The 18,860-nt window shown below is 60.4% G+C and carries 14 protein-coding genes; 5 read left to right on the top strand and 9 right to left on the bottom strand.

From position 1 onward, the window contains the following. From HKK53_RS10775 to HKK53_RS10765, 3 genes are all read left to right on the top strand, one after another. Window positions 1-825, top strand: a complete 825-nt coding sequence (locus HKK53_RS10775) for a mechanosensitive ion channel family protein (protein WP_054054005.1) — start codon at window positions 1-3, stop codon at window positions 823-825. Between the two features lie 87 nt (window positions 826-912). Continuing rightward, window positions 913-1,503 (top strand): RNA polymerase sigma factor SigX, encoded by a 591-nt coding sequence (gene sigX / locus HKK53_RS10770; protein WP_169370809.1) that lies wholly within the window; start codon window positions 913-915, stop codon window positions 1,501-1,503. 107 nt (window positions 1,504-1,610) lie between these two features. Beyond that, window positions 1,611-2,645, top strand: a complete 1,035-nt coding sequence (locus HKK53_RS10765; RefSeq protein ID WP_169370808.1) for an OmpA family protein — start codon at window positions 1,611-1,613, stop codon at window positions 2,643-2,645. Window positions 2,646-2,729: 84 nt separating this feature from the next. Here HKK53_RS10765 and cobA read toward each other — a convergent pair whose 3' ends face one another. The 8 genes from cobA to HKK53_RS10725 form a co-directional block, all read right to left on the bottom strand. Beyond that, entirely contained in the window at window positions 2,730-3,494 is a 765-nt protein-coding gene (cobA, locus tag HKK53_RS10760; RefSeq protein ID WP_169370807.1) for a uroporphyrinogen-III C-methyltransferase, read from the bottom strand. A 10-nt stretch (window positions 3,495-3,504) separates the two neighbouring features. Beyond that, window positions 3,505-6,222, bottom strand: a complete 2,718-nt coding sequence (locus HKK53_RS10755) for a nitrate reductase (RefSeq protein ID WP_169370806.1) — start codon at window positions 6,220-6,222, stop codon at window positions 3,505-3,507. Then, entirely contained in the window at window positions 6,222-6,539 is a 318-nt protein-coding gene (gene nirD, locus HKK53_RS10750; RefSeq protein WP_169370805.1) for a nitrite reductase small subunit NirD, read from the bottom strand. The genes HKK53_RS10755 and nirD overlap by 1 nt, the downstream gene beginning before the upstream one ends. Next, window positions 6,536-8,989 (bottom strand): nitrite reductase large subunit NirB, encoded by a 2,454-nt coding sequence (gene nirB, locus HKK53_RS10745; protein ID WP_169370804.1) that lies wholly within the window; start codon window positions 8,987-8,989, stop codon window positions 6,536-6,538. Before nirB ends, nirD begins: the two co-directional genes overlap by 4 nt. A gap of 291 nt (window positions 8,990-9,280) precedes the next feature. Further along, on the bottom strand, window positions 9,281-10,948 hold the full coding sequence (locus tag HKK53_RS10740) for a bifunctional protein-serine/threonine kinase/phosphatase (protein ID WP_169370803.1): 1,668 nt from the start codon (window positions 10,946-10,948) through the stop codon (window positions 9,281-9,283). A 7-nt stretch (window positions 10,949-10,955) separates the two neighbouring features. Further along, window positions 10,956-12,167 carry a nitrate/nitrite transporter gene (locus tag HKK53_RS10735; RefSeq protein WP_149660575.1) on the bottom strand — a complete coding sequence of 404 codons (1,212 nt, stop codon included), beginning with the start codon at window positions 12,165-12,167 and terminating at the stop codon, window positions 10,956-10,958. Between the two features lie 338 nt (window positions 12,168-12,505). Next, the gene (locus tag HKK53_RS10730) at window positions 12,506-13,081 is read right to left on the bottom strand and encodes an ANTAR domain-containing response regulator (protein ID WP_169370802.1); all 576 of its coding nucleotides are present in this window, start codon (window positions 13,079-13,081) and stop codon (window positions 12,506-12,508) included. A 15-nt stretch (window positions 13,082-13,096) separates the two neighbouring features. Continuing rightward, a complete protein-coding gene (locus HKK53_RS10725) occupies window positions 13,097-14,308 on the bottom strand; it encodes a CmpA/NrtA family ABC transporter substrate-binding protein (RefSeq protein ID WP_169370801.1) in 1,212 nt (403 codons plus the stop codon). A 230-nt stretch (window positions 14,309-14,538) separates the two neighbouring features. Between HKK53_RS10725 and HKK53_RS10720 the strand changes: the two genes are divergently transcribed. After that, complete coding sequence (locus HKK53_RS10720) at window positions 14,539-15,558, top strand: quinone-dependent dihydroorotate dehydrogenase (protein WP_169370800.1); 1,020 nt, start codon at window positions 14,539-14,541, stop codon at window positions 15,556-15,558. A gap of 278 nt (window positions 15,559-15,836) precedes the next feature. On the opposite strand, the gene rmf is transcribed toward HKK53_RS10720, so the two are convergent. Further along, a complete protein-coding gene (gene rmf, locus HKK53_RS10715) occupies window positions 15,837-16,052 on the bottom strand; it encodes a ribosome modulation factor (RefSeq protein WP_003223300.1) in 216 nt (71 codons plus the stop codon). 531 nt (window positions 16,053-16,583) lie between these two features. Here rmf and rlmKL point away from each other — a divergent pair. Then, on the top strand, window positions 16,584-18,854 hold the full coding sequence (gene rlmKL, locus HKK53_RS10710; RefSeq protein WP_133836708.1) for a bifunctional 23S rRNA (guanine(2069)-N(7))-methyltransferase RlmK/23S rRNA (guanine(2445)-N(2))-methyltransferase RlmL: 2,271 nt from the start codon (window positions 16,584-16,586) through the stop codon (window positions 18,852-18,854). The last annotated feature ends 6 nt before the right edge of the window (window positions 18,855-18,860 follow it).

The following is an 18,860-nucleotide window of genomic DNA, read 5'->3' as shown; positions in this document are numbered from 1 at the left end:
ATGGAACTTGATCTCTGGACTCAGAGCCTCGTCACTGCAATGACTGCGTTGTGGACCAAGGTTGCGAATTTCATTCCGAACCTATTCGGGGCGCTGGTTGTCCTACTGCTGGGTTTTGTTGTGGCCAAGCTGCTGGACACGTTGTTGTCCAAATTGCTTGCCAAATTGGGCCTTGATCGCCTGATGGGCGGTACCGGTTTGACCAAGTTGCTGTCCCGTGCCGGCCTTCAGGTGCCCATTTCAACCCTGATCGGCAAGATTGTTTATTGGTTTGTTTTACTCATTTTCCTGGTTTCTGCCGCAGAATCCCTTGGACTTGAGCGAGTTTCAGCTACGCTTGATATGCTTGCGCTGTATTTGCCGAAAGTATTTGGCGCCGCGCTGGTGTTGCTGGTGGGTGTGTTGCTGGCGCAATTGGCCAATGGGCTGGTGCGCGGAGCGGCAGAGGGAGTAGGGCTGGATTACGCGTCGGGCCTGGGGCGTATTGCCCAGGGCCTGGTGATTATCATCAGCCTCTCGGTTGCGATCAGCCAGTTGGAGGTCAAGACTGACCTGCTCAACCATGTGATCGTGATCGTATTGATTACCGTTGGTCTGGCGGTTGCGCTGGCCATGGGCTTGGGAAGCCGGGAAATTGCCGGTCAGATTCTTGCGGGAATCTATGTGCGTGAGTTGTATCAGGTTGGGCAACAAGTGCGTGTTGGCGAGGTCGAAGGCCAGATCGAAGAGATCGGCACGGTTAAAACCACATTGCTGACCGACGAGGGTGAGCTAGTCTCTCTCTCCAATCGGATCCTCCTGGAGCAGCATGTGAGTAGCCGCTAACCCGGCAAACCCTGCTAATGTATGCCGCCGCGAAATGCCCAGTAAGGGCTGCGGCGGACATTGACCTGACTGTCGGCCCGACTTGTTTTGAATAAAGCTCAATCGCTCTCCACGCGCTACGACCCCCGCGAGCTCTCTGATGAGGAGTTGGTCGCGCGCTCGCATACCGAGCTGTTTCACGTAACACGCGCCTATGAAGAACTGATGCGGCGTTACCAACGAACATTATTTAACGTCTGTGCACGGTATCTTGGGAACGATCGCGATGCAGATGATGTCTGTCAGGAAGTGATGTTGAAGGTGCTGTACGGCCTGAAGAACTTCGAGGGGAAATCGAAGTTCAAGACGTGGCTCTATAGCATCACGTACAACGAATGCATCACGCAGTATCGGAAAGAACGGCGAAAGCGTCGCTTGATGGACGCTTTGAGTCTGGACCCCCTCGAGGAAGCGTCTGAAGAAAAGGCGCCGAGACCCGAGGATAAGGGTGGACTTGATCGCTGGCTGGTGTATGTGAACCCGATCGACCGAGAAATTCTGGTGCTACGATTTGTCGCAGAGCTGGAGTTTCAGGAGATCGCAGACATCATGCACATGGGTTTGAGTGCGACAAAAATGCGTTACAAACGTGCTCTAGATAAATTGCGTGAGAAATTTGCAGGCGTTGCTGAAACTTAGTTCAGCGCAAATATCTCTTACGTGTAGGCAAGTTCTGATAGACTTGCCGCCGAGTTGTCCCCCGGTTTGCGGGACTGCTTCACAATCACCAGATGGGGATTTAACGGATGAAACTGAAAAACACCTTGGGCTTTGCCATTGGTTCTCTTATTGCTGCCACTTCGTTCGGCGCTCTGGCACAAGGCCAAGGCGCAGTTGAAATCGAAGGCTTCGCTAAGAAAGAACAATTCGACAGCGCTCGTAACTTCAAGAACAACGGCAACCTCTTCGGTGGTTCGGTTGGTTACTTCCTGACCGACGACGTTGAACTGCGTCTGGGCTACGACGAAGTGCACAACGTTCGTTCCGACGACGGCAAGAACATCAAGGGCGCCAACACCGCTCTGGACGCTCTGTACCACTTCAACAACCCAGGTGACATGCTGCGTCCTTACGTCTCTGCCGGTTTCTCGGACCAGAGCATCGACCAGAATGGCAGCAACGGTCGTAACCGTTCCACCTTCGCCAACGTTGGCGGCGGTGCCAAGCTGTACTTCACCGAGAACTTCTACGCCCGTGCTGGCGTTGAAGCTCAGTACAACATCGACCAGGGCGACACCGAGTGGGCTCCAAGCGTCGGTATCGGTGTGAACTTCGGTGGCGGCTCCAAGCCTGCTGCTGCTCCAGTTCCAGCACCAGCTGAAGTCTGCTCCGACAGCGACAACGATGGCGTTTGCGACAACGTTGACAAGTGCCCGGACACCCCAGCCAACGTAACTGTTGACGCTGATGGCTGCCCAGCAGTTGCTGAAGTTGTTCGTGTTGAGCTGGACGTGAAATTCGACTTCGACAAGTCGGTAGTCAAGCCTAACAGCTACGGCGACATCAAAAACCTCGCTGATTTCATGAAACAGTACCCATCCACCACCACTACTGTTGAAGGTCACACTGACTCCGTCGGTCCTGACGCTTACAACCAGAAACTGTCCGAGCGTCGTGCAAACGCCGTTAAGCAAGTTCTGACCAACCAGTACGGTGTTGAATCGACTCGCGTTCAGTCTGTTGGCTACGGCGAATCCCGCCCAGTTGCTGACAACAAAACTGAAGCTGGTCGCGCTGTAAACCGTCGCGTAGAAGCGCAGGTTGAAGCTCAAGCTAAGTAATTAGCTCGCAGCTCTGAAAAGCCCGGCTTAGGCCGGGCTTTTCTTTGTCTGCGATTTGATGAAGCGGAGTTGTGTCAGAGAGATTCAGGCTGTTTGATCGGCCGTCATCGCGGGCAAGGCACGCTCCGACAGGGTGGACGCGGCACTGGCCGCCACCGCACCGATCACCAGAATCGCTGGGCTCTTGAGCTCAAAGCTGCAGGCATCTTCCTCCATGGCTGCCAGCACACTCCGACATTCACGCTGCTGCGGCAGTGAGGCGTTTTCGATCATCGCCACCGGCGTATCCGCCGCCATGCCCCCGGCCAGCAGTTGCTCGCGGATCTCACTCAGCTTCGCCACGCCCATGTAAACCACCAACGTCGTGCCACCCTGGGCCAGGGCTTGCCAGTTCAGGCTGCTATCGTCCTGCGTATGGGCGGTGACCAGCGTCACGCCGCGTGCCACGCCACGCAGGGTCAAGGGAATATCGCATTGCGTCGCCCCAGCCAGCCCGGCGGTGATGCCATTGACCAGTTCGACCTCAACCCCGCGCTCGCGCAGCCACTGCGCTTCTTCGCCGCCACGACCAAAAATGCACGGATCGCCGCCCTTGAGTCGCACCACACACTTGCCGTGGCGGGCATAGCGCAGCATCAACCGATGGATGAAGGCCTGAGGCGTCGAACGACAGCCGCCGCGCTTGCCAACGGCAATGATCCGCGCACGTGGGCAATGCTCCAGTACCGCTTCGTTGACCAGGTCATCGATCAGCACCACATCCGCTTCCCTCAAGGCTCGAACCGCTTTGAGCGTCAGTAATTCAGGGTCGCCGGGACCCGCACCCACCAGCCAGACTTTTGCGCTCATCGAATTTTCCTCACGAGATAACGGCGACCGGCTGCGCGGTGGCGGCCAGCAAACGCTTGATTTCCGGGACGCAGGAGCCACATTGCGTGCCACAGCCCAGTTCTTGTTTCAGGCCCTGCAAGTCCAGGCCACGGCTGATGCCGGCGCAGACTGCGCTTTGGCTGACGTTTTTGCAGTTGCACAGGGTTTTGTTGCCGTTGGCCGGCGCGTCGACGTTGCCCGGTGGCGCACTCAAGGGCGCCAGCAGCCAGCGCCGCAGTTGTTCATCGGCCCGACCTTCGAGCCACAGGCTTTGCAGCCAATGCTGGGCAAGGGTTTCGCCCGCCAGGCGAATCGCGGTGATCCGGCCGTTCTCGATGCGTACCCGTTTGCCGATAGAGCGTCGCGGGTCGTCGTAGGCCAGAACAGGCCCATCGTTAAGCCCCAGGCATTGATCGATATCACGTAGCAATTGCGCGTCGGGCGGCGTGGCGCTGGCAGCGCGTATCAGCAGCGCCGGGCGTTCACGGCCTGCCAGGCTGAGGCTGACGTAGGAAAACGCTTCGCAAAGGGGGCGTAGCGTCTCGAAATGTTGTTGAACATCGCCCTCGATCAAGGCGAAAAGGTGCCAGGGCAGGTGCACCGATTCCAGGCGTACGCCGCTGTGTTTCAGCTCCGGCTGTTTCGACAACGGGTCGAATGCCGGTTGGGTGATGGCATTGACGCCACCCTTGAGAAAACGATCACCCCAGTGCATGGGCAGAAAGGCCTGACCCGGACGCACGCTATCGTCGCTGCCGACGGCCACAATCACCGCGCCGCGACGGCTTTTCAGGCTGACCAGATCGCCGGGTTGCAACCGATGCCGGCGCAGTTCATCCGGGTGCAGGCTCAATACGGCTTCACTGACATGGCCGAACAATTGCGCGGCGGTGCCGGTGCGGCTCATGCCGTGCCATTGATCACGCAGGCGACCGGTGATCAAGGTCAGCGGGAAACGGGCATCGCGCTGTTCCTTGGCGGCGCGGTACGGGTCGGCGACAAACTGCGCACGCCCGCTGGCGGTCGGGAACACCCCATCCAGGTACAGCCGCGCCGTGCCTTCGCTGGCACCGGTGGGGAAGGGCCATTGCTGCGGGCCGAGCCGATCCAGCAGGGCGTGGCTGATGCCGGAAAGGTCCAGGTCCCGGCCCTGGGTCAGTTGCTTGTATTCGTCGAAAACCTTGGCTGCCGTATCAAAGGCAAAAAGGCCGGGATGCGCAGGGCGCAGGCGTTTCTCCAGGCGTTGTGCGAAATCCAGCGTAATCGCCCAATCCGACCGCGCTTCACCGGGTGCGCGAATGGCCTGGCGAACGTGGGAAATTCGCCGTTCGGAGTTGGTCACCGTGCCGTCCTTCTCCCCCCAGCTCGCGGCAGGCAGCAGCAGATCAGCGAACGCCGCGGTTTCGGTGGTACGGAAGGCTTCCTGCAAGACCACGAACGGACAGGCCTCCAGCGCGGCGCGCACGGCAGTCTGATCCGGCAAGGATTGCGCCGGGTTGGTGCAGGCGATCCACAGCGCCTTGATCTGGCCGCTGCGCACCTGTTCGAACAGTTCGATAGCCGTAAGCCCGGTGGTTTCGGGCAGTTGTTCAACCCCCCAGTACGCCGCCACTTCGGCACGATGTTCGGCATTGGCGGCTTCGCGATGGCCGGGCAGCAGGTTCGACAAGCTGCCGGTTTCCCGCCCGCCCATGGCATTCGGCTGACCGGTCAGGGAGAAAGGTCCTGCACCGGGACGGCCGATTTGCCCGGTGGCCAAATGCAGATTGATCAGTGCGCTGTTCTTCGCGCTGCCGGCGGTGGACTGGTTCAGCCCCATGCACCACAGCGACAGAAAACTCGGTGAAGTGCCGACCCATTCGGCACATTGCTGCAGCTGCTCGATGCCAATTCCGCACAGCTGCGAAACCATTTGCGGGGTGTAATCACGTACCAGGTTTTTCAGCTCCGCCAGGCCTTCGGTGTGGGCGTTGATGAAGTCGCGATCGACCCAGTCTTCCCACAACAGCAAGTGCAAAATCCCATGGAACAACGCGACATCGGTACCCGGTAGAATCGCCAGGTGCAGGTCAGCCAAATCGCAGGTGTCGGTACGACGTGGGTCGATGACGATGACTTTCATCTGTGGACGGCGGGATTTGGCCTCTTCCAGGCGTCGGAACAGGACTGGGTGGGCGTAGGCCATGTTACTGCCGACGATCATCACGCAGTCGCTCAACTCCAGGTCTTCGTAGCTGCACGGCGGTGCATCGGCGCCGAGGCTGCGTTTGTAGCCGACCACGGCCGAAGACATGCACAGCCGTGAATTACTGTCGATGTTGTTGGTGCCGACCAGCGCCCGCGCCAGTTTGTTGAAGACGTAGTAGTCCTCGGTCAGTAACTGCCCGGAGATGTAGAACGCCACGCTGTCCGGGCCGTGTTCGGCGATCGTTTCGGCAAACACATTGGCGGCGTGATCGAGGGCGGTGTCCCAATCGGTGCGACCACGGGCCAGGCCTTTGCCCAGGCGCAGTTCCGGGTACAGCGCACGGGCGGCGAGGTCGCCGGTCAAATGCAGGGTCGAGCCTTTGCTGCATAACTTGCCGAAGTTGGCCGGGTGCGCCGGATCGCCGCTGACGCCAAGGATGCGTTCGCCGTCATGCTCGATCAGCACACCGCAGCCGACCCCGCAGTAACAGCAGGTCGAGGCGGTGATTTGGCGGTCCATCAGCCTGCATCCCGCAGGGACAGCAGCACTCGGCCGTTTTCCACCCGCGCCGGATGGTGATGGGCACAGCCAATGTCCGGCGCCTGGGCTTCGCCGGATTGCAGGTCGATCTGCCAGTTGTGCAGCGGGCAGGCGACGCGTTTGCCATAGATCAAGCCTTGGGACAGCGGCCCACCCTTATGCGGGCAGCGGTCATCGAGTGCGAAAACTTCATCGTCGCTGGTACGAAAAATCGCGATGTCGCCTTTCGGGCCGGCGATGATTCGCGAGCCGAGGGCGTTGATCTCTTCCAGTGCGCAGATATCCAACCAGTTCATGCCAGCACCTCCAGGTTTTTCACGGGAATGACATCGAATTCCTTTTTCAGCAGCGGCTGTTCCAGGCGTTCTTTCCACGGGTCCTGTTCGAACGACAGGGAGAATTGCAGGCGATCGTTGAGTGCTTTGCGGCGCTCAGGGTCTTCCAGCACGGCTTTCTTGATGTGTTCCATGCCGACCCGTTGCAGGTAGTGCACGGTGCGCTCGAGGTAGAAGGCTTCTTCCCGATACAGCTGTAGGAAAGCGCCGTTGTATTCGCGCACTTCTTCGGCGGTTTTCAGCTTGACGAAGAATTCGGCGACTTCCGTTTTAATCCCGCCGTTGCCGCCGATGTACATCTCCCAACCCGAGTCCACGCCGATAATGCCGACGTCCTTGATCCCCGCTTCCGAACAGTTGCGTGGGCATCCGGAGACCGCCAGTTTCACTTTGTGCGGCGACCACATGTTGAACAGGTCGTGCTCCAGTTCGATGCCCAGTTGCGTCGAATTTTGCGTGCCGAAGCGGCAGAACTCGCTGCCGACGCAGGTCTTCACGGTGCGGATGGATTTGCCGTAGGCGTGGCCGGACGGCATGTCCAGGTCTTTCCAGACCCCTGGCAGGTCCTGCTTCTTGATCCCCAGCAAGTCGATGCGCTGGCCACCGGTGACCTTGACCATCGGCACGTTGTACTTGTCGGCGACGTCGGCAATCCGCCGCAACTCCGACGGATTGGTCACACCGCCCCACATCCGCGGGACCACCGAGTACGTGCCGTCTTTCTGAATGTTGGCGTGGGCGCGCTCGTTAATCAGGCGCGATTGCGGATCGTCTTTGGCTTCGCCGGGCCAAGTGGAAATCAGGTAGTAATTGAGCGCCGGCCGGCAGGTGGCGCAGCCGTTGGGCGTGCGCCAGTTCAGGTAGCTCATGGTGGTGGCGATGGTCAGCAGGTGCTGTTCGCGGATGGCCTGGCGAATCTGCCCGTGATTCAGGTCGCTGCAGCCGCAGATGGCTTTTTCGCTTTTCGGTTTGACGTCCGCCGCGCCACCCACGGTGTTGATCAGGATCTGTTCCACCAGCCCGGCGCAGGAACCGCAGGAGCTGGCGGCCTTGGTGTGTTTTTTCACGTCGTCGACACTGAACAACCCGTGCTCCTGAATTGCCTTGACGATGGTGCCTTTGCACACGCCGTTGCAGCCGCAGACTTCGGCGGTGTCGGCCATGCTCATGGCTTTGTCCTGGCCCTGATGTCCTACGTCGCCGAGGGCGTTTTCGCCGAACATCAGGTGATCGCGGATCTCGCCGATGGCGTGATTCTCACGGATCTGCCGGAAATACCAACCGCCATCTGCCGTATCGCCGTACAGACAGGCACCGACCAGCACGTCATCCTTGATCACCAGTTTTTTGTAGACCCCGCCGATCGGGTCGGACAGGGTGATGGTCTCGGTGCCTTCACCGCCCATGAAGTCGCCAGCGGAAAACAGGTCGATGCCGGTGACTTTCAGCTTGGTCGAGGTCACCGAGCCTTTATAGGTGGCAAAACCCAGTTGCGCGAGGTGGTTGGCGCAGACCTTGGCCTGTTCGAACAGCGGCGCGACCAGGCCGTAGGCGATGCCACGGTGGCTGGCGCATTCACCGATCGCGTAGATGCGTGGGTCATAGGTTTGCAGGGTGTCGTTGACCAGGATCCCGCGATTGCACGGGATGCCAGATTTTTCTGCGAGTTCGGTGTTGGGGCGGATCCCGGCGGCCATCACCACCAGGTCGGCGGGGATGATGTCGCCGTTCTTGAACTGCACCGAGCCGACCCGACCATTGCCGGCATCGTGCAGGGCCTGGGTCTGTTCGCTGAGGCGAAAGTGCAGGCCGCGGGCTTCGAGGGCGGTTTGCAACAACTGGCCGCTGGTTTTGTCCAGTTGCCGTTCCATCAACCATTCGCCGATGTGCACCACGGTGACGTGCATGCCGCGCAGCATCAGGCCGTTGGCGGCTTCCAGGCCCAGCAGGCCGCCGCCGATCACCACGGCGTGCTTGTGGGTTTTCGCGGTGTTGATCATCGCCTGGGTGTCGGCGATGTCGCGGTAGCCGATCACGCCCTGCAAGGTGTTGCCGGGGATCGGCAGGATGAACGGGGTCGAGCCGGTGGCGATCAGCAGGCGATCGTACTCGGCCTCGGTGCCATCCTCGGCGATCACCCGGCGCTTGATCCGGTCGATCTCCACCACTTTGCGGTTGAGCAGCAATTTAATGTTGTTGCTCAGGTACCAGTCGAGATCGTTGAGCACGATCTCTTCGAAGGTCTGTTCACCAGCCAGCACCGGCGACAGCAGGATGCGGTTGTAGTTGGTGTGGGGTTCGGCGCCGAAGACGGTGATGTCGTACAGCTCGTTGCTCAGCTTGAGCAGTTCTTCCAGGGTACGAACCCCGGCCATGCCGTTGCCGATCATCACCAGTTTTAGTTTTTTCATCAGGTTCTCCGGGAGCTCAGACTCGCCTCATCAGGGCTTTCAGGTCGTGCTCGACAAATTTTGCGCAAACAAAAAAAGGCGTCCCGCTAGTTGCCTAGCGAGGACGCCTTTGTCCTGGTCCCGTTCTCTCGGGAAGCACAACCTTCGTCGTTGAAGGCTGGGCTTTATGTATGGTGGGAAAGGTAATGCAGTGGTTGTGCCAAGATGTTCAGGCCCCGTAATTTCATGGGTTGGTGACCGTCTCAAATCAAAGAGTGGGATTTATTGCACCGAATCAAAGCGTCTCGCCCATTAATGGAGCGCCACAAACAGCAACAGCAGATTCACCACCAACGACACCAGCGCCAACGTTCGCCAAACCTTCAACGGCTCACGCTCCAGTAATGGCTTGGGCCGGACGCTCAAACTGCGCCGCTCACCTTGTTCCAGCAGCAACAGCCATTCTTCTGCGGTTTCAAAACGCTGCTGCGGATCAACCGCGACCGCGCGCTCCAAACTCAACGCGATCCATTCCGGCAGGTCCGGCCGATAGCGACTGGCACTGACCGGCACGCCAAACCGCGGGCGCTGGAACGCTTCGATTTCGCCATAGGGATAGTGCCCGGTCAGCAGGAAAAACAGGGTCACGCCGACCGCATACAAATCCTGTTGTGGTGTCGGCGCCTCCCCGTGAAACGCTTCCGGTGCGATGTAACTCGGCGTGCCGGGCAGGGCGCAAGGCTGATCTTCGGACAGGCCGGGGCAGTAGGCGAGACCGAAGTCCAGCAAGCGCAACTCGCCGTCGTCCCCCAGCAGCAGGTTCTCCGGTTTGATGTCGCGATGCAGGATCTGCCGTCGATGCAGCATCCCAACCGCCCGCAACAGACGTTCGGCCAAATCCAGCCATTGGGGCAGAGGCAGCGACCCGGTTCGACCCTGCAAATCAGCCAGGGTTTGCCCCGAATATTCCCGCATCACGTAGTACAAATGCTGACGCTGAGTGGCGGCATGGACTTCAGGAAAATGCCGCCCGGCGACCCGTTTGAGGAACCATTCTTCCGACAACAACGCCTGCCCGGCCAGGTGATCATCGTGCAAATGCCCGGGCAAGGTTTTCAGCAGCCAGGGTTGTTGTTGCCCGTCCCGCACCTGATACAGCAGCGATTGCTGGCTCTGGCCGAGGATGCTTTCGACTTGCCAGCCTTCAAAGCATTGCCCCGGTTTCAGCGCCGGCGGCAGGGGCCATTGCTGCAAATGAATCAGTGCATCGCCAATGCTTGTTTCACCGAGGGCATCAACGCGCACCAGCAGGGCGCTGGCGTTATCCTGGCTGCCGGCCAGGTGCGCGGCGTTGACCAAGGTCTGTGCGGCGCTATCAAGATTCGGTTGATCGCGCAAAATCGCCGCAATGGCGGTATCGCCCAGTACTGCCCAGACACCATCGCTGAGCAGTACGAAACTCTCATCCAGCCGCAGTTCGCCATCGAGAAAATCCAGCACCAAATGCTGATCCAGCCCGAGTGCACGCTTGAGCACATGCTGCATGCCCTGCTGGTCCCAGACGTGATCCTCGCTGACCCGCTGCAACTGATCGGCGTGCCAGCGATACACCCGGCAATCGCCGACATGGGCCAGGGTAAAACGCCTACCGCGCATGACCAAAGCACTGACGGTGGTGAGCAGCGGTTGCCCACCGCCGTTGGCCTGTAACCAGCGATTCTGTGCTGACAACAGGCGATCCAGAGCCTCGGCAACGGGCCAGGTTTCCGGGGTGGCGTAGTAGTCCAGTGCCAGTGCCTGCAAAGTCGAACGGGCAGCGAGACCGCCATCGACACACTGGCTGACACCGTCGGCGATGGCGAACAGATAACCCTTGCTCGCCGCCAGCGCCGGAGCCGGGGTGACCAGGCGCAAGGCATCCTGATTTTCCGCGCGAGGGCCGATGGCGCTGGCCTCGGCGAAACTCAGTTGCAGGCTCATCGCTGCCTCAGACCCGCGCCGCCGTCACGGCGGCCGAACCCCAGGTGGTTCTCCAGCGACGTTTCACACCGTACAAACCGAACCAGGCCAGCACGCCCAGACTGGCGAACAACCACAACGCCAGTTGATAGCTGCCGGTGCTTTGCTTGATCGCGCCCATGCCTGCCGCGAGGGCGAAGCCGCCGATGCCGCCGGCCATGCCGATCAACCCGGTCATCACGCCGATCTCCCGACGAAAACGCTGCGGCACCAGTTGGAAAACCGCGCCGTTACCGGCCCCCAAACCGAGCATGGTGCAGACGAAAAGTGCCAATGCCGCGTAGGAACTTGGCAAGTTGAACCCGACGGCCGCAATGCAGATCGCCGCCACCGTATACATCCCCAGCAAGGTGCGGATGCCGCCAAAACGATCCGCCAGAGCGCCACCCAACGGCCGCATCAAACTGCCGCCGAACACGCAGGCGGCGGTGTAGTAACCGGCGGTGACCGGGCTCAGGCCATATTGGTCGTTGAAATAGCCGGGCAGGGCGCTGGCCAGGCCGATAAAACCGCCGAAGGTCACGCTGTAGAAAAACATGAACCACCAACTGTCGCGATCACCCAAGGCTTTGAGGTAGTCGGCCATGGACTTGGCTTTTGGCCGTTCCGGAGCGTTTTTGGCCAACCAGGCGAACACGATCAAGGTCAGGATCAGCGGGATCAGGGCGAAGCCGAACACGTTGCTCCAGCCGAACGCCGCCGCCAGCACCGGAGCGATCAGCGCCGCGAGCACGGTGCCCGAGTTACCGGCGCCGGCAATGCCCATGGCCTTGCCTTGATGCTGCGGCGGATACCATTGCGAGGCCAGGGGCAGGGCGACAGCGAAGGATGCGCCGGCCATGCCGAGGAACAGCCCCAGCACCAATGCCTGTTCGTAGCTGTGGATCCCGAGTTTCCAGGCGCCGAACAGTGCACAGATGACGATGACCTGGCCGATGATCCCGGCGGTTTTCGGTGACAGGCGATCCGCCAGCAGGCCCATCACAAAGCGCAGTACTGCGCCGGCCAGAATCGGCGTGGCCACCACCATCCCGCGTTGCTGCGTGGTCAGGTGCAGGTCGGCAGCGATCTGCACCGCCAGGGGGCCGAGCAGGTACCAGACCATGAAGCTCAGGTCGAAATAGAGGAAGGCTGCGAACAATGTCGGGGTATGGCCGGATTTCCAGAAGCTTGAATTCATCGCGCACCTCAGCTGTTAAGCGTCTCGAGAAGGAGTCATGAGCTTGCAGGTGGGGCGCCGCCACGGCCGCACCACCGGCCCCGGTCTCTGGGGCCAAAACGAAAAAACGCCGCCACCGGATCCGCCATGGGCGAATGAGGTGAGCGACGTCTTTGTCGTAGGTGGGGCAACCGCCGTTGGTTACCTGTGGGGATTACTTAGCCAGATTTGTGCCACATTCGGCATGATCGTTCCCACGCTCTGCGTGGGAATGCATCCCGTGACGCTCCGCGTCACATCACAAGGCGGACGCGGAGCGTCCATGGCGGCATTCCCACGCGGAGCGTGGGAACGATCGGTTAGCCGAGCAACTCACTCATGGCAATAATCTGCTCCGCCACCTGAATCAATTTCTGCTGGCGGCTCATGGCCTGGCGGCGCATCAGGGTGTAGGCCTCTTCTTCATTGCAGTCCTTCATCTTCATCAACAAGCCTTTGGCCAGCTCGATGCGCTTGCGCTCGGCCAGTTGCTGGTCTCGGGCGTGGAGTTGGGCGCGCAGGGCCTGGTCGCTTTCGAAGCGGGCCATGGCCACGTCGAGAATCGGCTGCAAGCGTTGTGCGTGAATGCCTTCGACAATGTAGGCACTGACCCCGGACTGGATCGCCTGGCGCATCACGCCGGGGTCATGTTCGTCGGTAAACATTACGATGGGCCGGGGCTGATCGCGGGTGACCAGTACCACTTGTTCCATCACGTCGCGGCTCGGTGACTCGGTATCGATCAGGATCACGTCCGGGCGCACCGTTTCGACGCGTGCGGGCAGGTCGATGGTCAGGCCGGATTCGTCGATCACCTCGAATCCGGCTTCGGTCAGGGCGGCTTTCAGTCGTCCGACTTTCTTGGCCGTGTCGTTGATCAGCAGGATACGCAACATATTCGCAGGCTCCTGTCAGCGGCTGGCGAGAAGGGGCGAGCTGTCGCTCATGGCGTGGAGTTTGAAGCTTCGGGCGTAGCCGGCCGGGTCCGAGCCGTCCCAGACCTTGCCGTCGATTAACTGATTGCTGCGCATCTCTTGGCCCCAAGCCGCAACGCCCACTGCCGTCGCGGCTTCGCGGTATAAGTCTAGTTGCTGGACCTGACGGGCTACGCCGAGGTAATCCGGATCTTCGCGCAGCAAACCCCAGCGACGGAATTGGGTCATGAACCACATGCCGTCGGACAGGTACGGCAGATTGACCTCGCCGCCACCGTGCAAGCGCAGGGCATGCGGGTCTTGCCAGCGATGGCCCAGACCGTCGGCGTAATCCCCCAACAGGCGCGGTTCGATGCAGTCCAGCGGTGTATCGAGATATTCGGGCGCGCTCAGCAACTGCGCGGTACTGCGGCGATTCTCGGTGCTTTCTTCAATGAAGCGGCTGGCCTCGAGGATTGCCATCACCAGCGCCCGGGCGGTGTTGGGGTATTGCTCGACAAAGGCGCGGGTGCAGCCGAGGACTTTTTCCGGGTGGTCGGGCCAGATGGTCTGGCTGGTCGCCATCGTAAAACCTAGATTCTGTTTTACCGCACTGGCGGACCACGGCTCGCCGACGCAAAAACCGTCGATCCGCCCGGCTTGCAGGTGCGCGACCATTTGCGGCGGTGGCACCACCACGCTGTCGACATCCTGCAACGGATGAATGCCCTGACTTGCGAGCCAGTAATACAGCCACATGGCATGGGTGCCGGTCGGGAACGTCTGGGCGAAGGTCAGTTTTGGGCGAGTTTGGTGCACGTGCCGGTGCAGTGCTTCAGGACCGGTCACGCCCAGCGCTTGCAAGCCGTGGGACAGGTTGATGCTCTGGCCGTTCTGGTTCAGGCCCATGAGCACCGCCATGTCCGTGGGCGCGATACCGCCGATGCCCAGGTGTACGGCGTAGATCAGGCCATAGAGACTGTGGGCGGCGTCGAGTTCGCCGCTGACCAGTTTGTCTCGCAGGTTGGCCCAGGACGACTGGCGCTTGAGATTGAGCGTCAGGCCATAAGGTTGGGCAAAGCCCTGGGTGGCGGCGACCACCACCGAGGCGCAGTCGCTCAGGGCCATGAAGCCGACATTGATCGCGGACTTTTCCGGGGCATCGCTGCCGTTGACCCAGGCCAGCGGGCCGACTGTGGTTTCGTTCATCGCTAAACACCTTGCAAAAAAAAGCGTCGCCCCAGGCCCCCGCGTGAGCAGAACCGGGTGACGACGCCATTGTCCGTCGACTCATCCCGTCGTTGGCATGAGTGCTGATACCTTTGCCGGTGCAAGGCATATGCCATCGAGCGTTGATTTGCGTGTGCGCCTCGCTTGCGACCCCGATGCCCGGCTATAATCGCCGCCTCATTTCGCCGCCATTCGAGTCAAACCCGCCCATGTACACCCTGGCCCGTCAGCTGTTGTTCAAACTTTCCCCGGAAACCTCCCACGATCTGTCCCTGGACCTGATCGGCGCGGGCGGGCGTTTGGGCCTCAACGGCTTGCTGTGCAAGGCCCCGGCGAAAATGCCGGTGAAGGTCATGGGCCTGGAGTTCCCGAACCCGGTGGGTCTGGCGGCCGGTCTGGACAAGAATGGCGCGGCCATCGATGGTTTTGCCCAGTTGGGTTTCGGTTTCGTCGAAATCGGCACCATCACTCCGCGTCCTCAGCCAGGCAACCCAAAACCACGGATTTTCCGCCTGCCGGAAGCCGAGGCGATCATCAATCGCATGGGTTTCAACAACCTCGGCGTCGATCACCTGCTGGCTCGTGTCGCGGCCGCCAAGTACAAAGGCGTGCTGGGCATCAACATCGGCAAGAACTTCGACACGCCGGTTGAACGGGCGGTGGATGACTACCTGATCTGCCTGGACAAGGTTTACGCCCACGCCAGTTACGTGACGGTCAACGTCAGTTCGCCGAACACCCCGGGCCTGCGCAGTCTGCAGTTCGGTGATTCGCTCAAGCAATTGCTCGCCGACCTGGCCCAACGCCGGGCCGAACTGGCGTTGCGCCACGGCAAACATGTGCCGCTGGCGATCAAGATCGCCCCGGACATGACCGACGAAGAAACCGCGCAGGTGGCCCAAGCGCTGATCGACACCGGGATGGACGCGGTGATCGCCACCAACACCACCCTGAGTCGGGTCGGCGTTGAAGGCCTGGAACATGGTGACGAGGCGGGCGGTCTGTCCGGTGCGCCGGTTCGCGACAAGAGCACCAACACCGTGAAGGTGTTGGCGGCAGAATTGGCGGGCCGTTTGCCGATCATCGCCGTGGGTGGCATCACCGAAGGCAAGCACGCGGCTGAGAAAATCGCTGCGGGTGCGAGCCTGGTGCAGCTGTATTCGGGCTTCATCTACAAAGGCCCGGCGCTGATCCGTGAATCGGTCGATGCCATCGCAGCCTTGCGCTGATCGTGTAGCAGCTGCCGAGCCTGCGAGGCTGCGTTCGGCGGCGAAGCCGTCGTAATCCCGGCATGCGCGGTGTAACTCAAAGACCATGGTGTCTGAATTCACGACTGCTTCGCAGCCGAACGCAGGCTTCGCCAGCTGCTACAAGGATTCGCGTTGTTTTGGGCATAAAAAAGGGCACCTCTAGGGTGCCCCTGGGCCGGAGCCCGCCGTCCGGATGGGACGTGCGTGGTTAAGGTGTTACGTAATCAGGTTGTTGTGTTGCAGTGTCAGGCCCTTTGTTAGCCAACGGCGTGAAGTTCGTTGAGTCTATGGATTCCCGCAGTGCCGGTCATACCGTCCCAGTTGTCGCCGCGTCCTTCGCGCCAGCCGTTAATCCAGGCTTGGCGTACCGACGGTAGAGTAAATGGGCAAAGCTCACGGGATTTGCCACCAACGCCATATTGATATCCGCGCAAAAATGCTCTTTCCAACGGATCACGCTTAAGTCTTCTCATAGGGTGTTGCCCTCACTTGTTGACTGTATTTATCGCGTCGACCTCAATCGAGGTCTGGCAGAAAATTCCTGCCGTTGGCGGCTCGCTGCCGGCGTCGCGAGCCAAGGTGTTGACGCCGTTGCGACGTCAACCTGTGTTGAGTTCTAACCAATAGGTCACATCGAGGGAATGATCGTTTTGTCATAAGAACGTAACCATAAAGATGCTATGGCCATAAGTAACGTGATGTTTGTCCCGTATTTATTGGTCAGACCCCGGTATGATCAGCCCCGCGCTGTATGACGGGGCTAATCCTTTAGTGAGAATGACCCACGTTTGCGCTGGGGTACTATTCGACGAAGGGTCGCTTTATGACATTTTGTTGCCTCAACTTTTTTATCTGCCCTGACATCTAAGCTCTTTTAACCCGAGCAGTCAGGGTGGGACGGCACACCTTCGTGCCACGCGGGCGCTCTTTTAGAAAAGCGCCTGATTGAAAACCGGACCGGCAATGCGTTGTCGGTTCACTCAGCCAAAGGCTCTGAAATTCCAATGTCCGATCAATTCGAAATCTTCCTCACTTGCCCCAAAGGCCTTGAAGGCCTGCTCATCGAGGAAGCCGTCGGGCTTGGCCTTGAAGAAGCGCGTGAGCACACCTCGGCCGTGCGCGGCATGGCTACCATGGAAACCGCTTATCGCCTGTGCCTGTGGTCGCGTCTGGCGAACCGGGTGCTGCTGGTGCTCAAGCGGTTCCCGATGAAGGACGCCGAAGACCTGTACCACGGCGTGCTCGACATCGAGTGGCAAGACCACATGCTTAACGACGGCACCCTGGCCGTCGAGTTCAGCGGTCACGGCTCGGGCATCGACAACACTCACTTTGGCGCCTTGAAGGTCAAGGACGCCATCGTCGACAAACTGCGCACCCCGCAGGGCGACCGTCCGTCCATCGACAAGCTCAACCCGGACCTGCGCATTCACCTGCGCCTGGACCGTGGCGAAGCGATCCTCTCCCTCGACCTGTCCGGCCACAGCCTGCACCAGCGCGGCTATCGCTTGCAGCAGGGCGCGGCGCCGCTGAAGGAAAACCTCGCGGCGGCGATCCTGATCCGTTCCGGCTGGCCACGCATTGCGGCCGAAGGCGGTGCGCTGGCTGACCCGATGTGCGGTGTCGGCACGTTCCTGGTAGAAGCCGCCATGATCGCTGCCGATATGGCACCGAACCTGCGTCGTGAGCAGTGGGGTTTCACTGCCTGGCTCGGCCACGTCCCGGCCTTGTGGAAAAAACTTCACGAAGAAGCCACCGAACGTTGCGCCGCCGGCCTGGCCAAGCCACCGCTGTGGATTCGCGGCTATGAAGCCGATCCACGCCTGATTCAACCGGGCCGCAATAACGTTGAACGTGCCGGCCTGAGCGAGTGGATCAAGATCTATCAGGGCGAAGTCGGCACCTTTGAGCCGCGTCCGGACCAGAACCAGAAAGGCCTGGTCATCTGCAACCCGCCGTACGGCGAACGTCTGGGCGACGAGGCGAGCTTGCTCTATCTCTACCAGAACCTCGGTGAACGTCTGCGCCAGGCCTGCCTGAACTGGGAAGCCGCCGTATTCACTGGCGCCCCGGACCTGGGCAAGCGCATGGGCATCCGCAGCCACAAACAGTATTCGTTCTGGAACGGCGCGTTGCCGTGCAAGCTGCTGCTGATCAAGGTCACCCCGGATCAGTTCGTCACTGGCGAGCGCCGCACCCCGGAGCAGCGTCAGGTCGAGCGCGAGCAGGCTGAAGTCGAAGTCGCTGACAACGACGTCGCACCGGGCAAGTACGAGAAGTACAACAAGAACGGCAACCCGATCAAACCGGCTCCAGTGGTGATCGAGCAACCGCGCTTGAGCGAAGGCGGGCAGATGTTTGCCAACCGTCTGCAAAAGAACCTCAAGGCCCTGGGCAAGTGGGTCAAGCGTGAAGGCATCGACTGCTATCGCGTGTATGACGCCGACATGCCGGAATACTCGATGGCCATCGACCTGTACCAGGATTGGGTCCACGTCCAGGAATACGCCGCGCCGAAATCCATCGACCCGGAAAAAGCCTCGGCCCGGATGTTCGATGCCCTGGCGGCCATTCCGCAGGCGTTGAACATCGACAAGAGCCGCGTGGTGGTTAAACGTCGCGAACGTCAGAGCGGCACCAAGCAGTACGAACGCCAGGCTGCGCAGGGCAAGTTCGTCGAGGTCAACGAAGGCGGCGTGAAGCTGCTGGTGAACCTCACGGATTACCTCGACACCGGTCTGTTTCTCGATCACCGGCCAATGCGCATGCGTATCCAGAAAGAGGCGGCCGGCAAGCGTTTCCTCAATCTGTACAGCTACACCGCGACCGCCAGTGTCCACGCGGCCAAGGGCGGCGCGCGCAGCACCACCAGCGTCGACCTGTCGAAAACTTATCTGGACTGGGCGCGTCGCAACCTGTCGCTGAACGGTTTCTCGGACAAGAACCGCCTGGAGCAGGGCGATGTGATGGCTTGGCTCGATGCCTGCCGTGACGAGTTCGACCTGATCTTTATCGATCCGCCGACCTTCTCCAACTCCAAGCGCATGGAAGGTATCTTCGACGTGCAGCGTGACCAGGTGCAATTGATCGACCTGGCGATGGCACGCCTGGCGCCGGGCGGGGTGTTGTACTTCTCCAACAACTTCCGCAAGTTCGTGCTGGAGGAGAACCTCACCACCCGTTACGCGGTCGAGGAAATCACCGACAAGACCATTGATCCGGACTTTGCCCGCAACGGCAAGATCCACCGTGCCTGGAAAATCACGGCCCGCTGACACTTG

It is taken from the genome of Pseudomonas sp. ADAK7, from assembly GCF_012935675.1.
In the GTDB taxonomy this organism is placed as follows: Bacteria; Pseudomonadota; Gammaproteobacteria; order Pseudomonadales; family Pseudomonadaceae; genus Aquipseudomonas.
This window is presented reverse-complemented; position numbering and strand designations above follow the sequence as displayed.